The 23,091-nt window shown below is 54.5% G+C and carries 19 protein-coding genes and 1 tRNA gene; 11 read left to right on the plus strand and 9 right to left on the minus strand.

Features of this window, described 5'->3' with window-relative positions:
• The first annotated feature begins 78 nt into the window (after positions 1 to 78).
• From pstC to BN3911_RS07420, 6 genes are all read left to right on the plus strand, one after another.
• Positions 79 to 960, plus strand: coding sequence for a phosphate ABC transporter permease subunit PstC (pstC, locus tag BN3911_RS07395; protein WP_066863463.1), 882 nt, complete (start codon positions 79 to 81; stop codon positions 958 to 960).
• Positions 957 to 1,847 carry a phosphate ABC transporter permease PstA gene (gene pstA / locus BN3911_RS07400; protein WP_147578544.1) on the plus strand — a complete coding sequence of 297 codons (891 nt, stop codon included), beginning with the start codon at positions 957 to 959 and terminating at the stop codon, positions 1,845 to 1,847. The genes pstC and pstA overlap by 4 nt, the downstream gene beginning before the upstream one ends.
• A gap of 52 nt (positions 1,848 to 1,899) precedes the next feature.
• Positions 1,900 to 2,649 (plus strand): phosphate ABC transporter ATP-binding protein PstB, encoded by a 750-nt coding sequence (gene pstB, locus BN3911_RS07405; protein WP_066863466.1) that lies wholly within the window; start codon positions 1,900 to 1,902, stop codon positions 2,647 to 2,649.
• Positions 2,650 to 3,336 (plus strand): phosphate signaling complex protein PhoU, encoded by a 687-nt coding sequence (gene phoU / locus BN3911_RS07410; protein WP_066863470.1) that lies wholly within the window; start codon positions 2,650 to 2,652, stop codon positions 3,334 to 3,336.
• Between the two features lie 77 nt (positions 3,337 to 3,413).
• Complete coding sequence (locus BN3911_RS07415) at positions 3,414 to 4,091, plus strand: response regulator transcription factor (RefSeq protein ID WP_066864297.1); 678 nt, start codon at positions 3,414 to 3,416, stop codon at positions 4,089 to 4,091.
• A 9-nt stretch (positions 4,092 to 4,100) separates the two neighbouring features.
• Positions 4,101 to 5,774 (plus strand): sensor histidine kinase, encoded by a 1,674-nt coding sequence (locus BN3911_RS07420; protein ID WP_066863473.1) that lies wholly within the window; start codon positions 4,101 to 4,103, stop codon positions 5,772 to 5,774.
• A gap of 65 nt (positions 5,775 to 5,839) precedes the next feature.
• On the opposite strand, the gene BN3911_RS07425 is transcribed toward BN3911_RS07420, so the two are convergent.
• The 3 genes from BN3911_RS07425 to BN3911_RS17485 all read right to left on the minus strand — a co-directional run bounded on the left by BN3911_RS07425 (position 5,840) and on the right by BN3911_RS17485 (position 11,538).
• Positions 5,840 to 8,677 carry an alpha-mannosidase gene (locus tag BN3911_RS07425; RefSeq protein ID WP_187127705.1) on the minus strand — a complete coding sequence of 946 codons (2,838 nt, stop codon included), beginning with the start codon at positions 8,675 to 8,677 and terminating at the stop codon, positions 5,840 to 5,842.
• Between the two features lie 405 nt (positions 8,678 to 9,082).
• Positions 9,083 to 10,681, minus strand: a complete 1,599-nt coding sequence (locus BN3911_RS07435) for a peptidoglycan D,D-transpeptidase FtsI family protein (RefSeq protein WP_066863479.1) — start codon at positions 10,679 to 10,681, stop codon at positions 9,083 to 9,085.
• A 260-nt stretch (positions 10,682 to 10,941) separates the two neighbouring features.
• The gene (locus tag BN3911_RS17485) at positions 10,942 to 11,538 is read right to left on the minus strand and encodes a hypothetical protein (protein ID WP_207644507.1); all 597 of its coding nucleotides are present in this window, start codon (positions 11,536 to 11,538) and stop codon (positions 10,942 to 10,944) included.
• A 196-nt stretch (positions 11,539 to 11,734) separates the two neighbouring features.
• On the opposite strand from BN3911_RS17485, the gene BN3911_RS07445 reads away from it, so the two are divergent.
• Both BN3911_RS07445 and BN3911_RS07450 read left to right on the plus strand, forming a co-directional pair.
• Positions 11,735 to 12,460 (plus strand): response regulator transcription factor, encoded by a 726-nt coding sequence (locus tag BN3911_RS07445; protein ID WP_066863482.1) that lies wholly within the window; start codon positions 11,735 to 11,737, stop codon positions 12,458 to 12,460.
• Positions 12,447 to 13,958, plus strand: a complete 1,512-nt coding sequence (locus tag BN3911_RS07450; RefSeq protein WP_066863485.1) for a sensor histidine kinase — start codon at positions 12,447 to 12,449, stop codon at positions 13,956 to 13,958. The genes BN3911_RS07445 and BN3911_RS07450 overlap by 14 nt, the downstream gene beginning before the upstream one ends.
• Positions 13,959 to 14,057: 99 nt before the next feature.
• Here the strand turns inward: BN3911_RS07450 and BN3911_RS07455 are convergent, their stop codons facing one another.
• The gene (locus tag BN3911_RS07455; protein WP_066863488.1) at positions 14,058 to 15,557 is read right to left on the minus strand and encodes a carboxylesterase/lipase family protein; all 1,500 of its coding nucleotides are present in this window, start codon (positions 15,555 to 15,557) and stop codon (positions 14,058 to 14,060) included.
• A 316-nt stretch (positions 15,558 to 15,873) separates the two neighbouring features.
• On the opposite strand from BN3911_RS07455, the gene BN3911_RS07460 reads away from it, so the two are divergent.
• Both BN3911_RS07460 and BN3911_RS07465 read left to right on the plus strand, forming a co-directional pair.
• Positions 15,874 to 16,665, plus strand: coding sequence for a sugar phosphate isomerase/epimerase family protein (locus tag BN3911_RS07460; RefSeq protein WP_066863491.1), 792 nt, complete (start codon positions 15,874 to 15,876; stop codon positions 16,663 to 16,665).
• A 14-nt stretch (positions 16,666 to 16,679) separates the two neighbouring features.
• Positions 16,680 to 17,900, plus strand: coding sequence for a Gfo/Idh/MocA family protein (locus BN3911_RS07465; RefSeq protein WP_066863495.1), 1,221 nt, complete (start codon positions 16,680 to 16,682; stop codon positions 17,898 to 17,900).
• Between the two features lie 126 nt (positions 17,901 to 18,026).
• Here BN3911_RS07465 and BN3911_RS07470 read toward each other — a convergent pair.
• The 5 genes from BN3911_RS07470 to BN3911_RS07490 form a co-directional block, all read right to left on the minus strand.
• Positions 18,027 to 18,102: transfer RNA gene (locus tag BN3911_RS07470), tRNA-Gly, on the minus strand.
• A gap of 136 nt (positions 18,103 to 18,238) precedes the next feature.
• Positions 18,239 to 18,448, minus strand: a complete 210-nt coding sequence (locus tag BN3911_RS07475; protein ID WP_147578546.1) for a cold-shock protein — start codon at positions 18,446 to 18,448, stop codon at positions 18,239 to 18,241.
• 423 nt (positions 18,449 to 18,871) lie between these two features.
• Entirely contained in the window at positions 18,872 to 19,537 is a 666-nt protein-coding gene (locus BN3911_RS07480) for a DUF6320 domain-containing protein (protein ID WP_066863498.1), read from the minus strand.
• A 129-nt stretch (positions 19,538 to 19,666) separates the two neighbouring features.
• Complete coding sequence (locus BN3911_RS07485) at positions 19,667 to 21,001, minus strand: hypothetical protein (protein WP_066863500.1); 1,335 nt, start codon at positions 20,999 to 21,001, stop codon at positions 19,667 to 19,669.
• On the minus strand, positions 20,961 to 21,959 hold the full coding sequence (locus BN3911_RS07490; protein WP_066864308.1) for an alpha/beta hydrolase: 999 nt from the start codon (positions 21,957 to 21,959) through the stop codon (positions 20,961 to 20,963). The genes BN3911_RS07485 and BN3911_RS07490 overlap by 41 nt, the downstream gene beginning before the upstream one ends.
• 193 nt (positions 21,960 to 22,152) lie before the next feature.
• Here BN3911_RS07490 and BN3911_RS07495 point away from each other — a divergent pair, with 193 nt between their 5' ends.
• Positions 22,153 to 23,085 (plus strand): AAA family ATPase, encoded by a 933-nt coding sequence (locus tag BN3911_RS07495; protein WP_066863503.1) that lies wholly within the window; start codon positions 22,153 to 22,155, stop codon positions 23,083 to 23,085.
• Positions 23,086 to 23,091: the final 6 nt, after the last annotated feature.

Consider the following 23,091-nt stretch of genomic DNA (forward strand, 5'->3'; position numbering starts at 1 on the left):
TGACAGAAAGGGACTGGCAGAGGGCGGGCTTCCCCGCCCCTACGGCCCCCTTTCCTCGTAGGAGGACGATTCAAACTTATGAAGACGATACGGGCCGCGAGAACCAGCGGCCATCTGCGAGAGCGCGTGATGCGCCTGGTATTTCTGATTGCCGCCTGCGTTTCGATTCTCTGTGTGGCGCTGATCTGCTTTTACCTTTTTCTGAACGGTATCCCAGCCATTGCCGAAATCGGGCCCTTCAATTTCCTTCTGGGAACAAAATGGGCCCCCAGTAATGATAAATTCGGTATCTTTCCCATGATTTTAGGCAGCATCTATGTGACCGCCGGCGCCATTCTGGTGGGAGTGCCTCTGGGTCTGCTTACCGCCATCTTCCTGGCGCGTTTCTGCCCCAAACGGCTCTACCGGTTTTTGAAGCCTGCGGTAGATCTGCTGGCAGGCATTCCTTCCATTGTATACGGCTTTTTCGGGCTGATGGTCGTCGTGCCCGTGATGCAAACCCTGTGCGGCGGCAGCGGAAAGAGCATTCTCACCGCTTCCGTCCTGTTAGGCCTGATGATTCTGCCCACCATAATCGGCGTCTCCGAAACGGCAATCCGCGCCGTACCGGACAGCTATTATGAGGGCGCTCTGGCTCTGGGCGCCAGTCACGAACGCAGCGTATTCTTTGTTACCGTACCGGCCGCCAAATCAGGAATTCTAGCGGGAGTGGTGCTGGGCGTGGGCCGGGCCATCGGTGAAACCATGGCGGTTATCATGATCGCCGGCAATCAGCCCAGAATTCCCAGCAGCATTCTGGAGGGCGTACGCACCCTGACGGGCAATATCGTCATGGAGATGGGCTACGCCACCGGCCTGCACCGGGAAGCTTTGATCGCTACGGGAGTGGTGCTGTTTGTCTTTATTCTGCTGATTAACCTGCTGTTTTCTATCTTGAAAAGGAGGGAGAATAACGGATGACCGATATGGAGGCCCTTAAAATCACCCCTATCAATAAAGTTACACCGCAGCAGGCGCTCCGCCGGTACCGGAATTCTCCTCTTTCCCTGATCCTGCGCCTGCTTGTGACTCTGTCGGCAATCCTGACTGTGGCGGTGCTGCTGTTCCTGATCGCTTATATCGTTGTCATGGGCGTACCCAACCTGAAGCCCTCGCTTTTTTCGCTGGAATATAACAGCGAAAACGCCTCTCTCTTCCCCGCCCTGATCAACACCGTGCTGATGACGCTGCTCTCCCTGATCGTCGCAGTGCCCATCGGTATTTTTTCCGCTATCTATCTCGTGGAGTATGCACGCCGCGGCAACCGGTTGGTGAAGGTGGTACGTGTGACCGCTGAGACACTCTCCGGCATTCCCTCCATCGTTTACGGTCTGTTCGGTTTCCTGTTTTTCGGAGTGTCCTTTGGCTGGGGTTATTCCATGCTGGGCGGAGCGCTGACCATGGCCATTATGATTCTGCCCCTCATCATGCGCACCACGGAGGAAGCGCTCATGAGCGTCCCCGATTCCTTCCGGGAGGGCAGCTTTGGCCTGGGCGCCGGCAAACTCCGCACTGTGTTTCAGATTATCCTTCCCTCTGCCATGCCCGGCATACTTTCCGGCGTGATTCTGGGAATCGGCCGTATCGTCGGGGAGACGGCGGCCTTGATGTTCACTTCCGGCACAGTGGCTAAGGTTGCCCTGAACCCCATGAGCTCAGGACGTACTCTGGCCGTTCACATGTATAACCTCCTGAACGAGGGACTTGCCCGTGAAGCGGCCTACGCCACTGCGGTAGTGCTCCTGCTGCTGGTGGTGGCCATTAACGCGCTCTCCTCATTTGTGGCAAAGAAATTCTCCAAAATATAGCCGGGCCGCCTATTCCGGATGATTTTCAAGATAAGGATGGATGAAATTACTTATGGATAAAATTTCGGTCAGCGATCTGGATCTCTACTACGGTGATTTCAAAGCGCTGAAAAACGTCAACCTTCGTGTCAGTCCCAACGAGGTCACCGCCTTTATCGGTCCTTCCGGCTGCGGAAAATCCACGCTGCTCAAAAGCCTGAACCGTATGAACGACTTGGTCGAGGGCTGCAGAATCACGGGAAAAATTCTGTTGGACGGGGAAGATATCTATGGTGATATCGATGTAAACCATCTGCGGAAACGCGTTGGCATGGTTTTTCAAAAACCCAATCCCTTCCCCATGAGCGTCTACGACAATGTGGCCTATGGCCCGCGCACTCACGGCATCCGTTCCAGAGTGAAGCTGGATGAGCTCGTTGAAAAATCCCTGCGGCGGGCCGCTATCTGGGACGAGCTGAAAGACCGGTTGAAAAAAAGCGCTCTGGGCCTTTCCGGAGGCCAGCAACAACGCCTGTGCATTGCCCGTGCCCTGGCCGTGGAACCGGAGGTACTCCTGATGGATGAACCCACCAGCGCCCTGGATCCTATTTCCACCTCAAAAATCGAGGACCTTGCAACAGAACTGAAATCAGATTATACTATCGTTATTGTCACGCACAACATGCAGCAGGCAGTACGCATTTCCGACAAGACCGCTTTCTTCCTTCTGGGGGAGCTGGTGGAATTTGGCCCCACGGAGAAACTGTTCTCCATGCCCTCCGATAAGCGCACCGAAGACTATATCACTGGGAGGTTTGGATAAGTGAGAAACAGATTTGACGAACAGTTGGAACAGCTCAACGTGGAGCTGATCAAGACAGGAGCCCTGTGCGAGGACGCCATCTCCACCACGGCCAAGGCTTTGATCGACAATGACAGAGAACTGGCACGGAGGGTCAAGCCCATTGAACGCGAGATTGACCAAAAAGAGCGGGATATCGAATCCCTATGTATGAAACTGCTCCTGCAGCAGCAGCCGGTGGCAAGAGATCTCCGGCAGATATCCTCTGCTCTAAAGATGATTTCCGACCTGGAGCGCATCGGCGACCAGGCTTCCGACATCGCGGAAATCCTGCCCTATCTGCAGGGGAGCGTTTCCGAGAGCAAGCTGCATATCAAGGAAATGGCGCAGGCTACCATCAAAATGGTGACCGACAGCATCGAATCCTTTGTCCGCAGGGATCTGCCGCTCGCCCGGTCCGTCGTGGAATACGACAATGTGGTGGACGGATTATTCAACAAGGTAAAAACAGAATTGATCCGCCTGATCTCGGAGGACAGCAATAACGGCGAATTCTGTATCGATCTGCTGATGGTGGCAAAATATTTCGAGCGCATCGGTGATCACGCGGTCAATGTAGCGGAATGGGTACAGTATTCCCTGACAGGCAGAAAAGGCTCGCTCCTGGCGGATGCAGATGATATTCCATGGACAGAAGACATGGCCTGACTGCCGGTCCTGTCCGTCTGAAAAACCCACGCAGAAAGGAAGGGGCCGCCCGGCACGGAGCCGTCGCGGTATTCGATATGATCTATTTTTTGGAAGATGACAACAGCATCAGGGAGCTGGTGGTTTATACCATGAATTCCACTGGCTTTGACGCTGTGGGATTTTCAAAACCCAGAGAGTTCTGGGCCGCTATGGAACAGGAGCTGCCAAGCCTTATACTTCTGGACATCATGCTTCCGGAAGAGGATGGCCTGCAGATTCTGAAAAAGCTGCGTGCCGCCTCCGCCACCAAAAAGCTTCCCGTAATGATGCTCACCGCCAAGGACAGCGAGTACGACAAGGTATTGGGTCTGGATAGCGGCGCGGACGACTATATGCCCAAGCCCTTCGGCATGATGGAGCTTATGGCCCGTATTAAGGCCCTGCTGCGGCGTGCGGGCGCCGCGGAGGAAAACGCACGGGAATATGCGCTGGGCGGGCTCTTCGTCTCCCCTGCAAGACATCTGGTGAAGGTGGACGGCAAGGAAGTGCAGCTTACCCTGAAGGAATTCGAACTGCTTTGCTATCTGCTGGAAAATGACGGCGTGGTACTCACCCGCGACAAGATCCTCACCAGGATCTGGGGCTATGATTTTGACGGCGAAACCCGCACCGTGGATGTGCACGTGCGCACCTTGCGCCAAAAGCTGGGCAGCTGCGGCGGCATTGTGGAAACCGTACGCGGCGTGGGGTACAAAATAGACTGGAAAGGGTAACAGAAACCCATGAGAAAAAAGATATTTAAAAGTATGTGCCTGACAGCGCTGCTCACGATCCTCCTCTCCTCCCTGCTCATCACGGTAGTGTATTACGGCGATTTTGAATCCCGGATGAAAAGTGAAGTCCGGGCAGAAACGGATTATATCAAAAGCGCGGTAGAGCTTTCCGGCGCCGGCTATCTCTCTGGCCTGCCTGATTCCCAGAACCGGGTGACTCTCATTGACGAAACCGGCAGGGTGCTCTACGACAGCTATGCGGACCCTTCCACCATGGAGAACCACAGAGACCGGCCAGAGGTTCAAAAAGCCCAGACCGGCGGTGCGGGCGAAGATACCCGCACGTCCGACACACTCTCAAAACAGACCTTCTACTATGCGGTAAAGCTGGCAGACGGCCAGGTGTTGCGGGTAGCCTCCACCACAGATACGGTTTTGGCCGCCATCTTGGGTCTGCTTCCCTGGATTTTGGGAGCTGCTTTGCTGGTAGCCGCCGTCACTTCCGTCTTCTCCAGCTTTCTCACCCGGAAGATTGTGGAGCCCATCAACAGGTTGGATCTGGAGCATCCGGCTGACAACATGGCCTATGACGAAATGGCCCCGCTGCTGGCAAAAATCAACCGGCAGAACGAAGTCATTTCCCGTCAGATGCGCTCTCTTAAAGAAAAGCAGGAGGAATTCACCTCCATCACTGAAAACATGAGCGAGGGGTTCCTGGTTCTGGACCAGAACACAGATATTCTTTCTTATAATACCAGCGCCCTGCGGCTGCTGGGCGCTGTGGACCTCTCCCCCTCTGAAATCCATGCCAGCGCCCTGACCCTGAACCGAAGCACAGGCTTCCGCAAAGCGGTGGATACCGCCCTGAAAGGAACCCGAAGCGAACAAGTTCTTCATCTGGACAGCCGGTGCTGCCAGGTGATGGCCAACCCGGTACTACGCGACGGGAAGGTAATGGGTGCTGTGGTGGTCATTCTGGACATCACGGAGCGGGAAGAACGGGAAAACCTGCGCAGGGAGTTTACAGCCAACGTCTCCCATGAGCTGAAAACCCCGCTTACCTCCATCTCCGGCTTTGCTGAGATTATCCAGAACGGGATAGTAAAACAGGAAGACATTCCACGGTTTGCCGGAAATATTTATCTGGAATCCCAGCGGCTGATCTCCTTAGTGGATGACATTCTGAACCTTTCTCGCCTGGACGAAGGTGAGGTTCCTCTGAAGTGGGAAGCCATCAACCTTCTGGCCCTGGCGGAGGATGTCGCAGCCCGCCTGAAGTCCACGGCCAAAAAGAATGGCGTGGTCCTCACAGTATCCGGAGAGAGAACCGAGATCAGCGGCGTCAGAAGCATTGTGGATGAAATGGTCTACAACCTCTGCGACAATGCAGTCAAGTACAACCGAAAAAACGGGCGGATTTCCATTGCCGTGCAGAAGACCGCAGAAGGCGTCTCCCTCACCGTGGCGGACACTGGCATCGGCATCCCCACTGCTGATCTGGACCGTGTATTTGAACGCTTTTACCGGGTGGACAAAAGCCATTCCAAGGAGATCGGCGGCACAGGCTTAGGCCTCTCCATTGTCAAGCACGGCGCGGCTTACCATAACGCCCGTGTCACTCTGGAAAGCACAGAGGGCGTGGGAACTGCCGTCACTCTGATTTTTCCGAACATTCCCACATAAAGCAGGAGAGCCGCAGGAGTTTTTACTCCTGCGGCTCTCCTGCTTTATTCATTGGTCTCTTCTTTTTATGCCAGCTTCACAATTGCCGCCGTATGGGGTGCCATCTGGAAAGATACCGTATTCTCCCTAACCTCAATGCTCCCCGGCAGAGGATTTCCCAGCACATCGCAGAAAACAGCGGAATACACCGGAAATGTCGGAGTTAACGATACCGAGGTCTCTTTTCCACAGGTTTCATAGAGCCTCACAGCCATGCCGCCGTCCAAGGTCTGAACGCCGGAGACCACTGCCGTACCACATTCCGTCTTGAGGAACGCGCCCTCTGGAGAGAGCTCTCCCTTCTGAAAGCTTCCGGACTGATAGGCCAGCGGATGATTGAGCGCAAAGGCTGTATCCTCCAACTCTTTGGGACAGTTCCCGCATAGGACAATATGCAGCCGAATTTCGTGAACGCCACGTTCCGGATAGGGATCCGGGGTATAGGTGGCATTGATCAGCGTACAGGAAAGATTGTTCTCATGTGCCCGGTAGCCGTATTTGCTGTCTGTGACCAGGGCCGCCGCACGGTTCCCGTATACTGCCGCGGCATACTGAAGGGCGGGCACGTCGATTCCAGCCTGCTTCCGGCACTGCGTTCCGCCGGGGACATCATAGAGATAGCGTTCCGCCTGTCTGAGCGGCAGCCAATAAATCAGTACGGGCACCGGCCCTTCATGGGCGCTCTCCTCGCTCCAGTCCACCTTCAACGCAACGTCCAGGCTGGAGGAGTCCTTTTTCAGGGTGACGGCAGCCACGGCGCTGGAATGGGCAAATTTCTGCTCTATTTCAAACCCATTCATCAGCTCGCCGGAAATGGGCCGGATGCTCATCGTTTCAAAGGCATCGGTCATCCGCTCATAGCGGCCGATATTCCAGGCGTCGGAGGTCCCGCGCTCCGTCCACACAAACCGCAGACCGCCCCGTTCTCCGGGACGAAGCAGCTCTTCCCCGCTGGTTTTATCTGTCAGAGAAAGCAGCGCCCCGTCCATGCGGGAAAACTCAGCCCGCAGGCGGCTGTTTTCCAGCACATAGTTTTCAAAGGGCTTATGGGTGCGAATTTCCGGCTGCAGATACACCGGATAGTCCTCCATTTCCTTTTCCGAAAGGGAAACTGTGGTATAGCCGAAGGCCGGAACGTGCACGGAGATCAGCATACGGAAATATTTGTGATCCCAATAGGTCTGCAGCTCCCTGTCCAGCAGCTGGAAGGGCAGAATCTGTCCGTCTGCCCCAACCGCCTGCAGCAGGCGCAGGTCGCCTGTCCAGTCCCACACGGTGATCTCGGCGGCCTCCTCCCGGTCTATAGGCGCGGAGTTAAAGAAATGATAAAGCCGGGTTTTCCCGCCTCCTCTTTCCGGAGCGGGCACGCCGGTAAAGCGTTCCACCCCGTAGCCCACGCCCGCGCCGAAGGACTGGCTGTCCGGATCTTTCTGGAACGGAAAACCCGTGGTATCGATCTGTCTGCACAGCCCCTGCAGGGACAGGCTGGTTCTGGTGTTGGCGATGGCCATGGCATGGGTAAACTGCCCCATGGCATGCTCCCGGCTGTCCTGCACGCAGGATCCGGTGAGAATATCGTGAAAATGGGTGAACAGCACGCTTCGCCAAGCGGATTCATACGCCTTTTCCTCATAAGGCAAAGCGTCACGGGCTGCGGCAAATGTGTTCCAAAGCTGTGCGTCAAACAAAGCGGCCTCGCTGTGCCGGTTCGCCATCTTTATCCGGCTCTGGGTGGTGTAGCAGCCGGGGAAGATAACGTTGAGCTCATGCTCCACCAGAGGAAGCTTCTCCCGCACAGCTTCCGCCTCCCGGAAAAATTCGCCTATGGTACCGAAACGAAGCTGCGGAAAGACGGGCCATTCCATCATTTCCTTTGCCCGCTCCAGATCCCGCCGGGTGGGCCCGCCGCCGTGGTCGCCCACGCCGTATACAACCAACCCGGTTTTCAGCCCGCCGGAACGGCGGGAAACATCCAAAAGCCCCAATGCTGGAAGCGGTGTGATGCCGCTGTTATACCAATACTGCTCTCGGTAAACCAACATTTCTTTTCCGGAAGGCGCACGCCAGCGGTACAAGGCGTTGTCCCCATCCAAGCCGCGGCAATGATAATAATATTTAACGCCGCCCAGCGCGTCCAATTCCGGCAAATTGGCGCTGTGGCCAAAAGTGTCCGGTGAAAAATCAATGTTGAGGGCTTGAGGATCGATCCCCCAGGATTCCTGTAAGTATTTCTTAGTATACCGGATATGATTCAGCAGGGATTCGGCAGAGGGCATGTTTTTATCCGTCTCCACCCACGCCGATGCAGTAACCTCCCAGCGCCCTTCCTGAATCCGCTTCTGAATGGATTCCTTCAATTCAGGGGCATACTCTTCAATGATTTGATAGACGGAAGCCTGAGATTGGGAAAAACAGAAATCCGGATACTCCTCCATCAGCTTGAGCATGGTCTGGAAGGTGGCCACAGTGGACGCCACAGTCTCATGCCAGCTCCACATCCAGTTCATATCGATATGGGCATGGGCCGCCAGAATCAGTGCGTACTGCTTTGCCTCCTTTTGCAGGGGCAGCAGCAGCTTTTCCCCCTCCAGGCAGGCTTCTTTCGTCAGCACGCCGTCCTCGTCCATCCTCTCCCGGAGGAAATCCAGGGTCGCTTCCACGGCCCCGTCATAACAGCCATCCAATTTCTTTGAAAGCCCGATACAAAATTCTGTTTCCGCCAGGATTCGGCGGATATAGGGATTCGGCATGGTAATTTTCCAGAATTCCTCCTGGGGCATGCCAAAGGTCTCTTCATAATGAACCTTTTCCCGGTTTCCTCCTACCCTGATTTTTAACCGTCTGTATTTTTCAGCTAATGTCAAGTCAATCCTTCCTTTCCACATGGTTTCAGCCCCATGACGCAGCGCCTGCAGTACCATACCGTACAGTTCTACTTTCGGTGCTCTTCCCAGCCGCTTCTGTGGACCGGCGCAGCTTTGTGATTCCACACCTGCGGTGGGCAGGCCGCGCCTCTTGGCTTCTGCAGTTTCCCAGCCAATTCAACACGCCATCGGCTTTCGCGGTCATTATACCACACCTGCGGTGGGCAGGCCGCGCCTCTTGGCTTCTGCAGTTTCCCGGCCAGTTCCACGCGCCATCGGCTTTCGCGGTCATTATACCACAGGAAAAAGAACAGGAGCTTGAGGTTTTTCAGAAAGGTAAAAAACAGGGGGCGAAAAGTAAAAAATTTACCGTCTCTCTGGTTGAACAAAGCATCCTCAGTGCTTTTAGAAATACTGCTCCGCAATTCCTTCCGCAATTTCTCTGAATACCTGGGCTGTAACCCCCTTGTCATCCGGTGTAGCCTCCCGCAGTACGGTAACGGTATATCTTGGCCCGTTTTCATCTTCGATATAGCCGCTGTACCAGAAATGGAGCAGCTCTTCACCGTTTTCATACACGCCCGTCTGTGCGGTGCCGGTTTTGATCCCCGCCGTACAGTTCCCCGGCGCTCCCGGGTTGGCGGTTCCGTACAGCGCTACGCCCTCCAGATAGCTCTGCAGGCGCAGTGCGGTGGACCGCTCCATCACCTGTACCGTGCGCTCCGCCGCCGATTCCACCGGTGTGACGTTCAGGCTGCTGTCCGCCGTGCCGCTGATGAGTTTCAGGGTAGAATAGGTCCCCCCGGACGCAATGCAGTTCATCATCCCTGCCACCTGCATGGGCGTTACAGTCAAATCTCCCTGTCCGAAAGAAAAATTGGCCAGGGCCCTGGCGTTATCCAGTTCCTCAAGTGCGGGAAGAACACCGGTATTGGTATAGAGCCCTCTGCCGAATTCTTGGCTGGCGCCGAACCCCAGATTATAGGCCATTCCCAAAACTGCCTGAGGTCCCAGTGCCCGGGCCGCCGCCACGAAATAACAATTGCAGGATTTTTGCAGCGCCGTGCTCAGGTTCACCCTGCCGTGAGCGGTGCTGTTGATACAGTGGAACATCAGCCCGCCTGCGTTGATGGAACCGGTGCAGGTGAAATCATAACCGTAGCTGTCCTCTTCCAGTTCTTCTGCCGCTGTGACCAGTTTGAACACAGATCCTGGGCTGTAGGCGGAAAAGGCGCGGTTTACCAGAGGAGAATCCTCATTCGCTGCCGCGCTGCCCACGTCGTTTGGGGAATAGCCCGGCACGCTGGCAAGCGCCCGTATCTCCCCGTCCGGCACCTCGGTAACTACCACCGCCCCTTTCTCCAGCTTCTCCGATGCATCCTGCACCAAACGCTGTATTTTACTGTCCAGCGTCAGCACCACACCGGCCTTGGTCTCTTCCAATGTATCCACAATTTTTTTCTCCGCACCGGGAATCACCCTCCCTAAAGCATCCACCTGGTAATATACGGTAACTTCTCCGGAACTCCGGCCCAAAAGATCGTCCATGGCTAACTCTACGCCAGTTACGCCATGGCCTGTCCCGTCTACATAGCCCACCACGTGGGGAGCCAGCTGTTCTTCTGAATACCGCTCCGGCACCTGGAAAAAATTGATGCAGCTGTCCTTAATTTTCCGGGAAAGCTCCATGGCAAAGGGCTTTCCATTTTCCAACGCATTGGCCAGATATCCCCTTTTTTCCCCTTCTGTAGCCTGATCCAGGGCGCCGATAGATTCAATTGTGGGGGCTACTGCAGCAACATTCTGCTTCTTTTCCCCTACCAAAGGCTGAAGATTGCAGTCGTAAATGGAGCCCCTTGCCTTTGCCACATCCAACCGATAGATGCTCTGACTGCCCGCTGCCATCACGTATTCCGCCCCGCTGGAGACATTGACGATGGACAGGCAGGCTGCGCACAGCAATGCCATTAAGACGCAGAAAAACGCATACGCTTTTTTCTTCACAAAAAGACCCTCTGCTTTCTTTGGGATTCCAGACGGATATTTTATTCCGCCCCATTAAGTCTTTCTTCTTGTCCCCGCTTCAGGCGTCGGAAGATCCGCTATGTCTGTAAGCTTCATAGCGGTCTGAAAGACAAATTCATGAAATACCATTTTTAAACAGTATGCGTTTTTCTTCTTTTTCCATTCATCCATTCCATGATACAGCTTCTTTTTGACAAAGAAAAAAAAGCGGCAGCCTTATAGCTCCGCTTTTTTCTTTGTCAGCCGCAGTGCCTTCCCCTGCCGTGGCCGCCGCCATTGCCCCGGCCATACCCGGTACCGTCGCAGACACCGTTGCCCTGGCCATTTCCAGTACCGTCACAGATGCCGTTGCCCTGGCCGTTTCCAGTTCCGTCACAGACGCCGTTACCCTGGCCTTTCCCGGTTCCATCACAGACTCCATTGCCTTGACCATAACCGTTCCCCTGGCCGTTCCCCTGGCCGTTGCCCTGACCGTTTCCAGTGCCGTCGCAGTTCTTCTGACGTTCCTGTATAGCAGCCAGCGCCGCATCTGCTGTTTCCCGAGACATGGTACCGTTTTCCACATACTCATTCAGCCTGTCAGAAGCCAGAATAAATTTTTCCTCCTGAAACTCCTCCAGCAGCCCCAGTTCTGCCATCAGGGTACCTACGCAGCGGTATTCCTGCAGACGGTCAATCATGGATTCCACCGATTCGCCGACTACATTGGCAGCCGCCTGAATGTTTTCCTGATAGCCCACACCGCGATGCCCTTTTGCGGATGCGGTCACTCCCACCGTAGCAGCCATCAATGCCGCCACTCCAATCAGGGCCAGCCTTTTAACCATCTTTTTCATTTTAAATCACATACCTTTCATGAAATCTTCCCGTATCTCCGGGCTGTGAATACAGTTTACCGCGTACTTATGGCAAATATATGTTTTTCCCGGTATAAATCTATGATAAAATAAGAAAAAAAGACACAAAAAAGACAAATCCAACAGATAGTATGAATAGGCAGCAATCCTATATATAAGAAAGCGGGTGGTGCTGATGCCAAGCATGCTCATTGCCGATGACAACCGTCAGATTACCGATATCCTATCTGAATACGCCAAAAAAGAAGGCTTTTCCGTTACCCGTGCCTATGACGGAGAAGAGGCGCTGCGCCTCTTCCGGGCCGGAGCTTATGAAATGGTCCTGCTGGATGTGATGATGCCGAAAAAAGACGGATTCGAGGTCTGCCGGAATATCCGAGAGGAATCCAATGTACCTGTCATACTGATCACCGCACGGGGAGAGGATTTTGAACGTATTATGGGATTGGACATCGGGGCAGACGACTATATCGTCAAGCCTTTTTCCCCCAACGAGGTGATGGCACGGGTGCGTGCTGTGCTCCGTCGGATCGAGCGTACCGGTGTGCCAAAAGGATCCTCCCAAATTCTTCGGGCCGGGGATTTGACCGTAGATCTCGACAGCTTTACTGCCAGTATATCCGGCACGGACGTAGCTCTCACCAAAAAGGAAATCGAGCTGCTGTGGACGCTTGCCTCCTCGCCGGGACGGGTCTTCACCCGCGACACTCTGCTGGACCTGCTCTGGGGCGCCGATTATTACGGCGATACCCGCACTGTGGATTCTCATATTAAGCGGCTGCGCCAAAAGCTGGATGCTCATTCCCACGGTCCCTGGGAAATAAAAACGATTTGGGGAATGGGGTATCGTTTTGAGCTTCCGTCCAGCTCCGGAAAGGATGCAGGCCATGAAACACAGTAAAATCGCATGTCGGCTGATCCTCTACTTTTCCGCCGCCCTGCTGTTGTTCGCCCTGATCGTAGGAGGCGCCTTCACTTTCCTGTCTGCCCGTCATACCATGGAACTGCGCAGGCAGGATTTGCAGGGCAGGGCGGAAACCATTGCCAAAACGGTTTACGGCTTCCTCAGCGGCACAGCCAAACCTATGAATGGGGAACATTCCGGCAAAGGCCAGGGGAAAGCCTCAGGCGGGAATCCTCTCCACGGAACTGGCTTCGGCGCTTACATGCGGTTTTTAGACGACATTGCCATGGCTGATGTCTGGGTGGTAGATTCCAATTCCAAAACCATTACGCCGGGTTCCGAACACAGCGATGTAATCGAGTATGAAGAGCTCCCTGAAGACGGGGAGGCCGTCATAGACGAGGCCTTGAACGGCAGTATTTCCTTCAGTGAAAGCTTCAGCGATGTTTTGGGGGAACGCACTCTGTCGGTCGGTGTTCCAATCAGACAAGACGACACGGCAGAGCCTGTCGGAGCCGTTCTGCTTCACACACCGGTCCAGGGAATCTCCGATGCGGTGTCAGACGGCCTGTGGCTTCTGCTACTCAGTGTACTGGCCGCCCTGCTTTTAGCGGTTCCTGCTGCGGTTTTGCTCTCCCTGAAATTTACAAAACCGTTAAATCGGATGAAGGACACCGCCGTCCGCCTGGCAGACGGTGATTTTTCCGCGGTAAACGCCCTGCGGCAAAACGATGAGATTGGGGAACTGGCGGCTACTATGGACCTGCTGGCTGTCCGGCTGAAGGATGCCTCTCAAGAGAGCAGCCGGCTGGAACAGATGCGCAGAGATTTTATCTCCAACGTTTCTCACGAACTGCGCACCCCTGTCACCGTGCTTCGGGGTTCCCTGGAGGCCATCACAGACGGCATTATAACGGAGCCTGCTCAGATACAGGAGTATCAACAGCAGATGCTCCGGGAAAGCCTGCACCTACAGCGCCTGGTCGATGACCTTTTGGAACTGACCCGGCTGCAAAATGCCGATTTCCGGATTGAAAAGGCGCCGCTGGAGCTTCGTCAGCTGGCAGAGGACGTCAGGCGCAGCGCACGAAGGCTGGCGGAACCCAAGGGCGTCGTCCTGCACCTGGAGAGCGGCCCTCAGGAATTCTCCTTTACCGGCGATTATGGCAGACTCCGTCAGATGCTGCTTGTTGTGGTGGACAATGCCATAAAGTTTTCCCCTCCGGACGAAACAGTCTCTATGCGTCTGTTCCAACAGGACGGCGAACCAGCCCTTTCCATCACAGACCACGGACCGGGGATTTCCCCTGAAGACCTGCCCCGTATTTTTGAACGCTTTCGCACAAGCGGGACAGTGGAAAACCGAACCGGAACCGGCCTCGGCCTTCCCATCGCCCGGCAAATTGCCGTCCGGCACGGGATAACCATTCAGGTAGAAAGCCGTCCCGGGAACACCGTTTTTACCTTTCTGTTTCGAAGTGCCGATGGCGAGTAACCGCCGGAAAACCTTTTCCTGAGAATGTCTCCTCCATAACTACGGCAGAGAAATGCCCCGGGTCTATGCTTCCGCAAAGACTCTGGGGCATTTCTCTGTTTATAGCTTGGATTTCAGAAGTTCCAGCTTTTCCGGGAAACGGGTGGCTTCCGTCTGGATTCCTTCCGCTTCCAACCGAAGGTACTGCGGCGCCGTGCTGCTGAGCGGTTCCCAGCCCGGAAGCCCCGGACTGTTGGGATCTCCATGTTTGGCAAAATTGCTCCAATAACTCCCCATCGCATCCGACAAGGCATACTGCGCCTGGGAGAGCCTGGGCTTCATCGGCTTCCCCTCCGGCGTGCTGCCCCCCATGACTGACAAGGTATGGAATACATAGAAGAGTTCTGCGGAATGGGTGGCCCCTACAAAGGTTCCATCCTCCAGGACGATGGGTTCCACAAAATAATACTGATAAACCGGGCAGGGATGAACCTTACTCAGCCGGGACAAAACCCTCTGAATATTCAAAAACCCGTAATCCCGCTGTGCGTCCAGGCAGGCCCGCTGAAAATTTTCCTCCGTCACCTTGTAAAGTTTCAGGAAGTCCTCTGTATTTTCTCCAAAAATGGCACGCACGCTCGCAAGAAAATCCACATATTCCTTTCCTCCAAACGGGGCAAAAAGGCCTTCGTCCGCATTTCCGCCGATGATAAGAGGTACCTGGCCGATACGCCCTGCGGAGATGGCCTCATAAGGATCCTCCCGAAGCACGTAACCGTCCACAAAGGGCTGGTATTGAAGAGGGTCGCCCGGCTCGGGACAGGAAGCCTTAAGCACCTGCTCCACCGGCAGGGAACGCAGCTCCCTTAAATTTCTGCAGGACAGCTTTTCCAGCAGCTCCACGCCAATCTGTTCCCCCTGGCTGAGCGTCACCGCCCTTCCGGCAGTTGGCCCGCCGCTCTGGATGATGGCCGCGGAGTACAATCCGCTGGTCAGAGGAGAGGAGATCAGCGCGCCCACGCTCATTCCGCCTGCGGACTGGCCATCCAGCACAATCCGGTTGGGATCTCCGCCAAAGCCGCGAATATTCTTTTTGACCCAGCGCAAAGCCGCGATTTGATCCAAAAGCCCGTAATTGCCGCTGACGCCATGCTCCGACTCCCGGCTCAGCTCCGGATGGGCCAGAAAGCCCAAAGCGCCCAGCCGGTAATTGATACTGACCACAAGTACGCCTTTTGCTGCCAGGGACCATCCATGGTAGAGTTCCTCATCCCCCAGACCTCCCTGGAAACCGCCGCCGTGAATCCAAAACAGCACCGGCAGTTCTTCTTCCGCTGAAGCTGCAGGTGTCCAGATATTCAGATACAGGCAGTCCTCACTCTGGGAATGGTGTTCGAAGGCGTCCATCCCCACCCATCCGGGATTTTGAATGCACATATCCCTAAACCTGCGGCATTCCCGCACACCTTCCCAAGGTTCCGCCGGCTGCGGCGCCTTCCAGCGCAGCTCCCCCACAGGCGGTTTCGCATAGGGAATGCCCCGGAACAGAGTGATACTGTTTTGTTCCTCCCCCGCTACCCTGCCGTATTCCATGTCGACAATGCCGATCCCTTTTCTCATAGATACCTCTCCTTCTTCTGCTTTCAGCAATCCTGCTTTTCATCTTACTACGAAAGAGATAAAAAAGGAAACAAGAGAAAAGTGCGATTTCCTGGATAAATCTATTTTTTCTCGGCAATCTGCACTATTTTCAGCTCATAAATATCTTTTTTTATTTGACAAATGCAGTTTTTTCCTCTACACTGTGGGATGAAGAAGCAATTTCCAAATCCGGGATAAAACGCCGGGAAAGGAAGGGATAAAAACAGGCGTAAACCGGCGGCTTCAAACCATGAAACCAATTAGGGAGACATGATCGTACAAGGAGGAGTTATCAATGTCAATTGCAGTAGTGCCCTATACGCTGCGTCACCACGCCTTCAACCTGGAACAGGTGAAGACAATTTATAGTACCCTGCACGAACTGGGGTATGACGGACTGGAAAATGGAATGGGCCGCAGCGCCGGCCTCAGTCCGGAAGAGGATCTGGAACTGATCCGTTCCAATGGCCTGCGCGTTTGCGGCGCCTATGGGGATATTAAAAACCCGGAGGAAGTCATAAAAGCGGCTCGTCTTTATGGCGCAAGCGTTGTCGGAATGCCTTCTATCCCCGGGGAGATGATGCGTTCTCCGGACGGCTTCCATGCCTATGCCGAACAGATCAATGCCTGGGCAAAGCCCTTCAAGGGTACCGGAATCCGGCTGCAGTACCACAACCACAGCCAGGAGTTCCGCAACTTCCCCGAGCTTGACGGCAAATCTGGAATGGATATTCTGATCGATGAGACGGATCCTGAAACCGTAGCCTTTGAACTGGACGTTTTCTGGGCTTCCGCCGCCGGATGCGATCCCGCCCAGTGGATCCATAAGCTTACCGGAAGAATTCCCGTTGTTCATTACAAGGACATGGCTATGAACTGTCAGGCGGAAAACACAGGCCTGGGAGAAGTACCGAGACAATTTGCTGAGATCGGCCAGGGCAACCTGAACTGGCCCCTGATCACCGAGGCCTGCCGGGCGGCCGGTGTGGAATGGTACTGCGTGGAGCAGGACCAGACCAAACGGCCTGTCTTCGAAAGCCTGAAAATCAGCATCGACTATATGCGCGGCACGTTGAAAATCGTATAAAGGAGAAATTTATCATGTCTATCAAACCAGTCAAAGTTGCATTGATCGGCAGCGGAAATATCAGCTATACTTATTTGAACACCCTGGTCAACGGCGGTTTCAGCATCATCGATGTAGTGGGCTGTTCCGACCTGATTCCGGAACGCAGCAAGGCCCGGGCCGAACTGTTCGGCATCCGCCAGATGACCAACGAGGAAATCCTGAACGACCCTGAAATTGAAATTGTCATCAATACTACCCAGTTGTGGAATCATTCAGCCGTCACCCGCCAGATCCTGGAAGCAGGCAAAAATGTCTACTCTGAAAAAGCTATGGGCGACACCTACGAGGGAGCCAAGGCGAACTACGACCTAGCCGCCTCCAAAGGCCTGCGCCTGGGCTGCGCGCCCGACTGCTACATGGGCTCAGCTTTCCAGACTGCCCGGAAGCTGCTGGACGACGGCGCCATCGGCAAGCCCCTGATTGCCCACGCAATGTGCTACCGCGGTTATAACAGCCATTATGCGGCAGGCGACCCCGCAGACCCCAAGGCCGGATCTCAGGGCACCACCATCACCTATGATATGGGCGGCTACTATATCAACATCCTGGTCAACATGCTGGGCGCGGTCAACCGTGTTTCCGGATTCACTCGCTTCTATAGCGACAGGGTCTATGAGAACCCCCGCCATCCCCGGTATAAATCCCCTGTGGATCTGGAAATCGGCGGCGAGCCCAGAGGCGATTCCGTAATGCTGGGCAGCCTGGAATTCCAGAACGGCGTTTACGGCAGCCTGACCCTTTGCTCCGAGGGCTTCTTCCCTGAAACTCCCCGGATGGAAATTCTGGGAACTGAGGGCATCCTGACCATGCCTGATCCCAACTTCTTCGGCGGCTGGGACAACCAGGTCACCCTGGTCCGGACAGGAAACCCCAACGAGGTATTCCGTGTGCCGTTCACCCACGGCTTCAGCGATACAGATCCCAATGTTCCTGCACTGAGCGGCAAGCGGGAACCCTGCCACAACAGCTGGCGCGGCCTGGCTGTCGTCGACATGGCGTGGGCTATCCGGAGAGGCCGTCCCCACCGCAGCAGTCCTGACCTGGCCCTGCACACTGTGGAAATCATCGATGCCATCGAGAAATCCTGCAAGGACAATCAGGTACATACCATGCAGTCCCGGCCTGAGCGCCCGGCGCCTCTGGCACCCGGCTTCTTTGGTCCCATGGCTGAAACCTCTATCGACAATATCTAATTCAAAAGCCTGCGGTGCGCGTCGTACGCACCGCAGGCTTTTTTTATCCCCTTTGTCAAAGCATGCCGCTGCGTTCTGAGAAGAATACAACAAAGCCCGAAGACATCGGCTGTCTTCGGGCTTTCCTGGAGCGGACGACGAGGCTCGAACTCGCTACCTCCACCTTGGCAAGGTGGCGCTCTACCAGATGAGCTACACCCGCATCTCTTTTTTCGACGCTACTTATTATAACGAACAAGAAGAGTTTTGTCAATTCCTATTTTAACTTTTTTTTACAAAAACAAGGCCGCGTCTTTCCGGAGAAAGACACGGCCTTCTGTTTCCAAAAAAATCTAGACTTAGATCTTCTGGACGTTGACAGCTCTCAGCTTCGAACTGTTCTTGGGATCAGGCTCTGTCTCAAAAGTGACCTTCTGGCCCTCGTCCAAAGTCTTGAAGCCGTCGCCCATGATAGCGGAGAAATGCACAAAAACATCCTCGCCGCCGTCATCGTTAGAGATGAATCCATATCCTTTTTCTGCGTTGAACCACTTAACTGTACCGTTCATAATTCGGCACCTCCATAGTAAAGATCGTATCTGGCATAGCCACTTCAGGGGGCGCCGGACAAAACGTACCGCGCTTCCAACCACAGAAGAAAAGTTTCCTCTGTAAAAAACTCACAGCTTGTGTAAATCATCAGACGTTCAATGACTTACAAAAACTGTGAGTTCATCTTCGTGCTATCAGAATACAAGCTAAGTATACCCTTTCAAGTTTCGTTTGTCAATAGGACTTTGTTCATTTTCCTAAATTATTTTGGGAAATGAATTCTCTTTTTTACTGTTTTTCGGGCATCCTCTTCCATTTATGAAAACAACGTCAAAAACCCGCGGTTTTTCTCAAGCAAATCGCCCTCTCCTGAAATCGTACAGGGCTGTCCCAACTGCAGAATCCCAGGAAGTATCATCCGAAAAGAACTGCAGCATATGTCAGATATGCAGCCGCCGCTTGAGCTCGGCCCAGATACTGTCCCCCCGGAACACCGCAACCGCAGCCAGAGAGAGCAGACTCACCGCCATGCTGATTACCGAAGGATAAGGCACCCGCAGACAGCCTGCAAAAAAGAGGATGCTTGGCACAATGCCGAAAATGGCGTCGATGCAGAAATAAATCATTTGGTTTTCCGTCTCCCAATTGAACACCCGGGACAACACCGCCAACGCAGCCATGGCGGCCACACAAAGGATGGGAAGCACATAATCGATGCTCCAGCCATTCCATCCGGTAGCGAAATCCCAAATCATACAGATGATGGAGAGCAGAGCTACCTGATACAGCATTCCTTTCGGAATATTCTTCCTTTTACGGACTGCCAGCGCCAGGCTCAGCCAAACGCAGATAATTCCTCCCGCTACAAAGACAGACCATGCCCCACTTTCAGGCAGAAGAAGATTGACAGCCACCGCAACCACTCCCACTGCCACAGAGGCAAAGATCAGCAGCCGGAACAACAGATGATACTGGCGGTAAAGCGTAGGCACCACCGGAAAAATTTCCCTGGTCTCACCGGTGGTTTGAAGCAGTGTCCCCTGACAAAGCGGGCAGCGCAACCGGTTTCCTGTAACCTCTACCCCACATTTTTCACAACGCTTCATTCCTATGACCCTCTCCCTTCCTCTAAGTAACCGCAGGCTGAACCAAAACAGCATCGCCGAATTCCGTATTTCCCAAACCTTTTCCAGCCCCCTGTTCCTGCTGCCTGACCGGACACTTTTCCTGTCTCGTCAGTTGAAAACACGGCCTTTTCTCCTGCCGGCATCCCCAGGCGGATGTTCTTTCTCCGACACCCGCTCTTCCTCTTCCGTGGGGTTCGTGGTGAGCTCTACCGGCACCCCATGAGAGGCCAACCAACGGAAAAAATATTTCTGAATATCTGCGCTGGAAAGAGGATCTGTAAAGCTGACCACCATATTCTCCCGATAAGAACACATGCAGATCTGCAGTTTATCCGTACTGGTAAACACATCGAACAGGCGGATATAGGGGGCATAGACCTCCGGAAGCTTAATCTGTCCAACATTGGAGACGGCGGCGGTCTCCGCCTGGGCGGAAAACCAGTAGGCAGCCCGCATGCTCACGTCCTTAATCAGCAGTGGCACCGCACGCGCTGCCACATTCTTTTCAATGGCGATGAGGGAATTCATGTGCTGCTTTAACTTTTCCAGCGTCAAATTTTCCCGGAACGCACGGGCAACTTCCGGGATCACCTGTTCCAGCTCGGCAGGCTGCCTGGAAAAATCATAGCTGATAGCCATCAGCGCAAAAAAATTCCGGGCGGATTCCGATGCAAAATAATTGCGCAGGTTCACCGGCACACTGATCACCACCGGTTTCTTTTCTTCCCGGCGACTCATCCCTTCGTGAATCGCGCACAACAGCAGGGAAGTAAACAGCACGGTGACTGTGGTTTGGAAGGAATGCGCCAGCTTCAGCACTTCCGGCACGGGCATTACTCCCTCGATCACCTTAATCCGGTATTCCGGAAGTTTGGGGCCCTTAAGCTTGTATGCAAATTTCAGCGGAGCCTTTTTCCCCTTCTTTTTGTCATAATATTTTTGAAAGCTGTCTGCCATCTGTTCTGTTTCCGAAGCGTCATAATCCGGCTGAGGAGGGGTTTCCCCCAATTCCTCCCGATGCCTCAAAGCCAGATACCGGCAGACCAAAGCCCGCAAAAACTGGAGAGCTCCTGTGCCGTCCGCCAGGGCATGGTAAACTTCCAAACTGATGCGCCTGTCAAAATATGTTACGTCAAATAGCAGAGTGCTCACATTTCTGTCATAAATCGGGCTGCAGAGCGGAGAAGCCTCCTTGCGTACCTGAGGCTTCAAGTCGCTCGCTTCCAGATAATACCAGAAAAACCCGTGCCGCAGCACGCTGCGGTATCCGGGAAACAGTTCCATAGTGACGTCCAACGCCGTCTGCAGAATCTCCGGTTCCACAGGCTCCCGGAGCTCGCAGGCAAACCGGAACACCTTGGGATCCCGCTTCCCACTGGTAGGGGGAAATATCTTTGCTGCATTATCGAGCCGTCTCCAGGGTGTGTTCTTCTTTGACTTCATGTTCCTCCTCCTCCCCGGATATCTGTGCCTCTCCGCGCAGGAAAGCGTTTAGTATCACAAAACTCTTTTTCACCAGCGAGGTTCCTGCAGGCAGGGAAAAGAAACCGTGCAGAGCGCCGTTCATCCGGTAGATGGAGACCTCGTTTCCCGCCTCCCGAAGCTTCCGCCCGTAATCCTCCCCTTCATCCCGGAGGGGATCAAACTGAGCCGTCACCACCAGCGTTCTGGGCTGCCTGCTGAAATCCTTCGCCAGCAGCGGCGCAAAATAGGGACTCTGCAAATCCTTGGGAGTACGCTGGTAGAGCTCCATAAATTCCCGTATTCTGGCTGAAGTCAGCACATAGTCTGTTCCGTTCTCGCGGACAGACGGGTAGGGAGACTGCTCCGTGTGATCGTTATAAGCCGCCGGATACAGCAAAATCTGCTGCCGGGGAGAGAATTCTCCCCGGTCTCTGGCCATCAGCGATACGGCCGCCGCCAGATTTCCCCCGGCACTGTCTCCCATCAGGCTGATCTGTTCCGGTCCCATCCCCAACACATCCGGGGCGTTCCAGAAAAGATAACGCGCCGCCTCATAGCAGTCCATCAGCCCCTCGGGAAATTTGTGCTCCGGGGCAAGTCTGTAATCCACAGAAGCCACCAACCGACCGGTACAGCGGGCCGTGACCGCACAGACCCGGTTATAGGTGTCCACATCTCCCGTGACCCAGCCGCCGCCATGGAAAAAGAGAATGGCCTCCTCAGGCGCCGTCTCGCCTCCTGGAAAGAACAGGCGTACAGGAATGGCATGATCCTCCCGTTTGATCTCCATATCCACCGCTCTGCAATGCAGCCGGGTCAACGAGAGCTGTCCCACACGGTCCAGCTTTCTCTGAAGTTTATAGGTTTTGCGCACGTCAAGCTGCGTATAGGAAATCGCTTTGAGCGCTGCTTCCAGCGCCAGTTTTCCCAATTCCAAGCCATACCTCTTTCCCGCCGGTTTCCGGCGTTTTCCTCTGTTATCATTATAGGCGATATTTTCTATATTTTCAATTACGCTCCATGACCCATTTGTAAAATTTCTGCATCTTCCGTATCCCTTACTGTTATTTCCCTCAGAAAAATGGTATACTTGCAATGCTACTTTACCGCATTAGAGAGGAGGAGGCTTTTTGATTCATCCCAAAGCCCTTTCCATTGTCAGCGAAGTCAGAAAGGCGGTTGTTGGGAAAGACCCTGTGATTTGTAAGGTGCTGATGGCCATACTGGCCCAGGGGCATATCCTTCTGGAGGACAACCCCGGCGTTGGAAAAACCACGCTGGCACTGGCCTTTTCCAAGGCCATGGATCTTGCCTATAACCGCATTCAGTTCACCCCAGAGGTAATGCCCGCCGATGTGGTGGGATTCTCTGTATACAGCCGCGTCACAGGAAAATTTGAATACCGGCCGGGCGCCGCACTCTGCAATTTGCTGCTGGCCGATGAGATTAACCGCACCAGCGCCAAGACCCAGAGCGCCCTGCTGGAAGTGATGGAGGAGGGGCAAGCCACTGTGGACGGCGTTGCCCATCTTTTGCCCCGCCCCTATACGGTGATTGCCACCCAGAACCCCGTAGGCTCCGCGGGTACCCAGCTGCTGCCGGAATCTCAGCTGGACCGGTTTATGATCCGCATTTCCATCGGATATCCTGCTTTAGAAAATGAGGTCCGCATCCTGAAGCAGGCCCGCGGCGCTCGGGCAGTGGACAGCGTGCGGCCTGTTGTGTCGCTGAATGATGTCACAGCCCTGCAGGAGGAGGTCGAGAGCGTCCACGTCGCCGAGGAACTCTTTGTCTATATCGCCCGCCTAGTTGCAGCTACCCGGGAGCACCCGCTGATTCGCCTGGGAGCCAGCCCCAGGGCGGGAACCGCCCTGCTGCGCATAAGCCGCGCCTCCGCCTGGATGAACGGGCGTGATTATTTGATTCCAGCCGACGTGCGTGCCCTGTTCCACAATGTCTTGGAGCACCGGATTGTGCCGGAACCTCAGGTAAAATTGGAAGGGCTTTCCGTCACGGATCTGCTTGCCGAGGTGCTGCAGAGCGTCCCTGCGCCAAAGCCGTGAGGATCC

It is taken from the genome of Neglectibacter timonensis (genome assembly GCF_900048895.1).
Taxonomy (GTDB): Bacteria; Bacillota; Clostridia; order Oscillospirales; family Acutalibacteraceae; genus Acutalibacter; species Acutalibacter timonensis.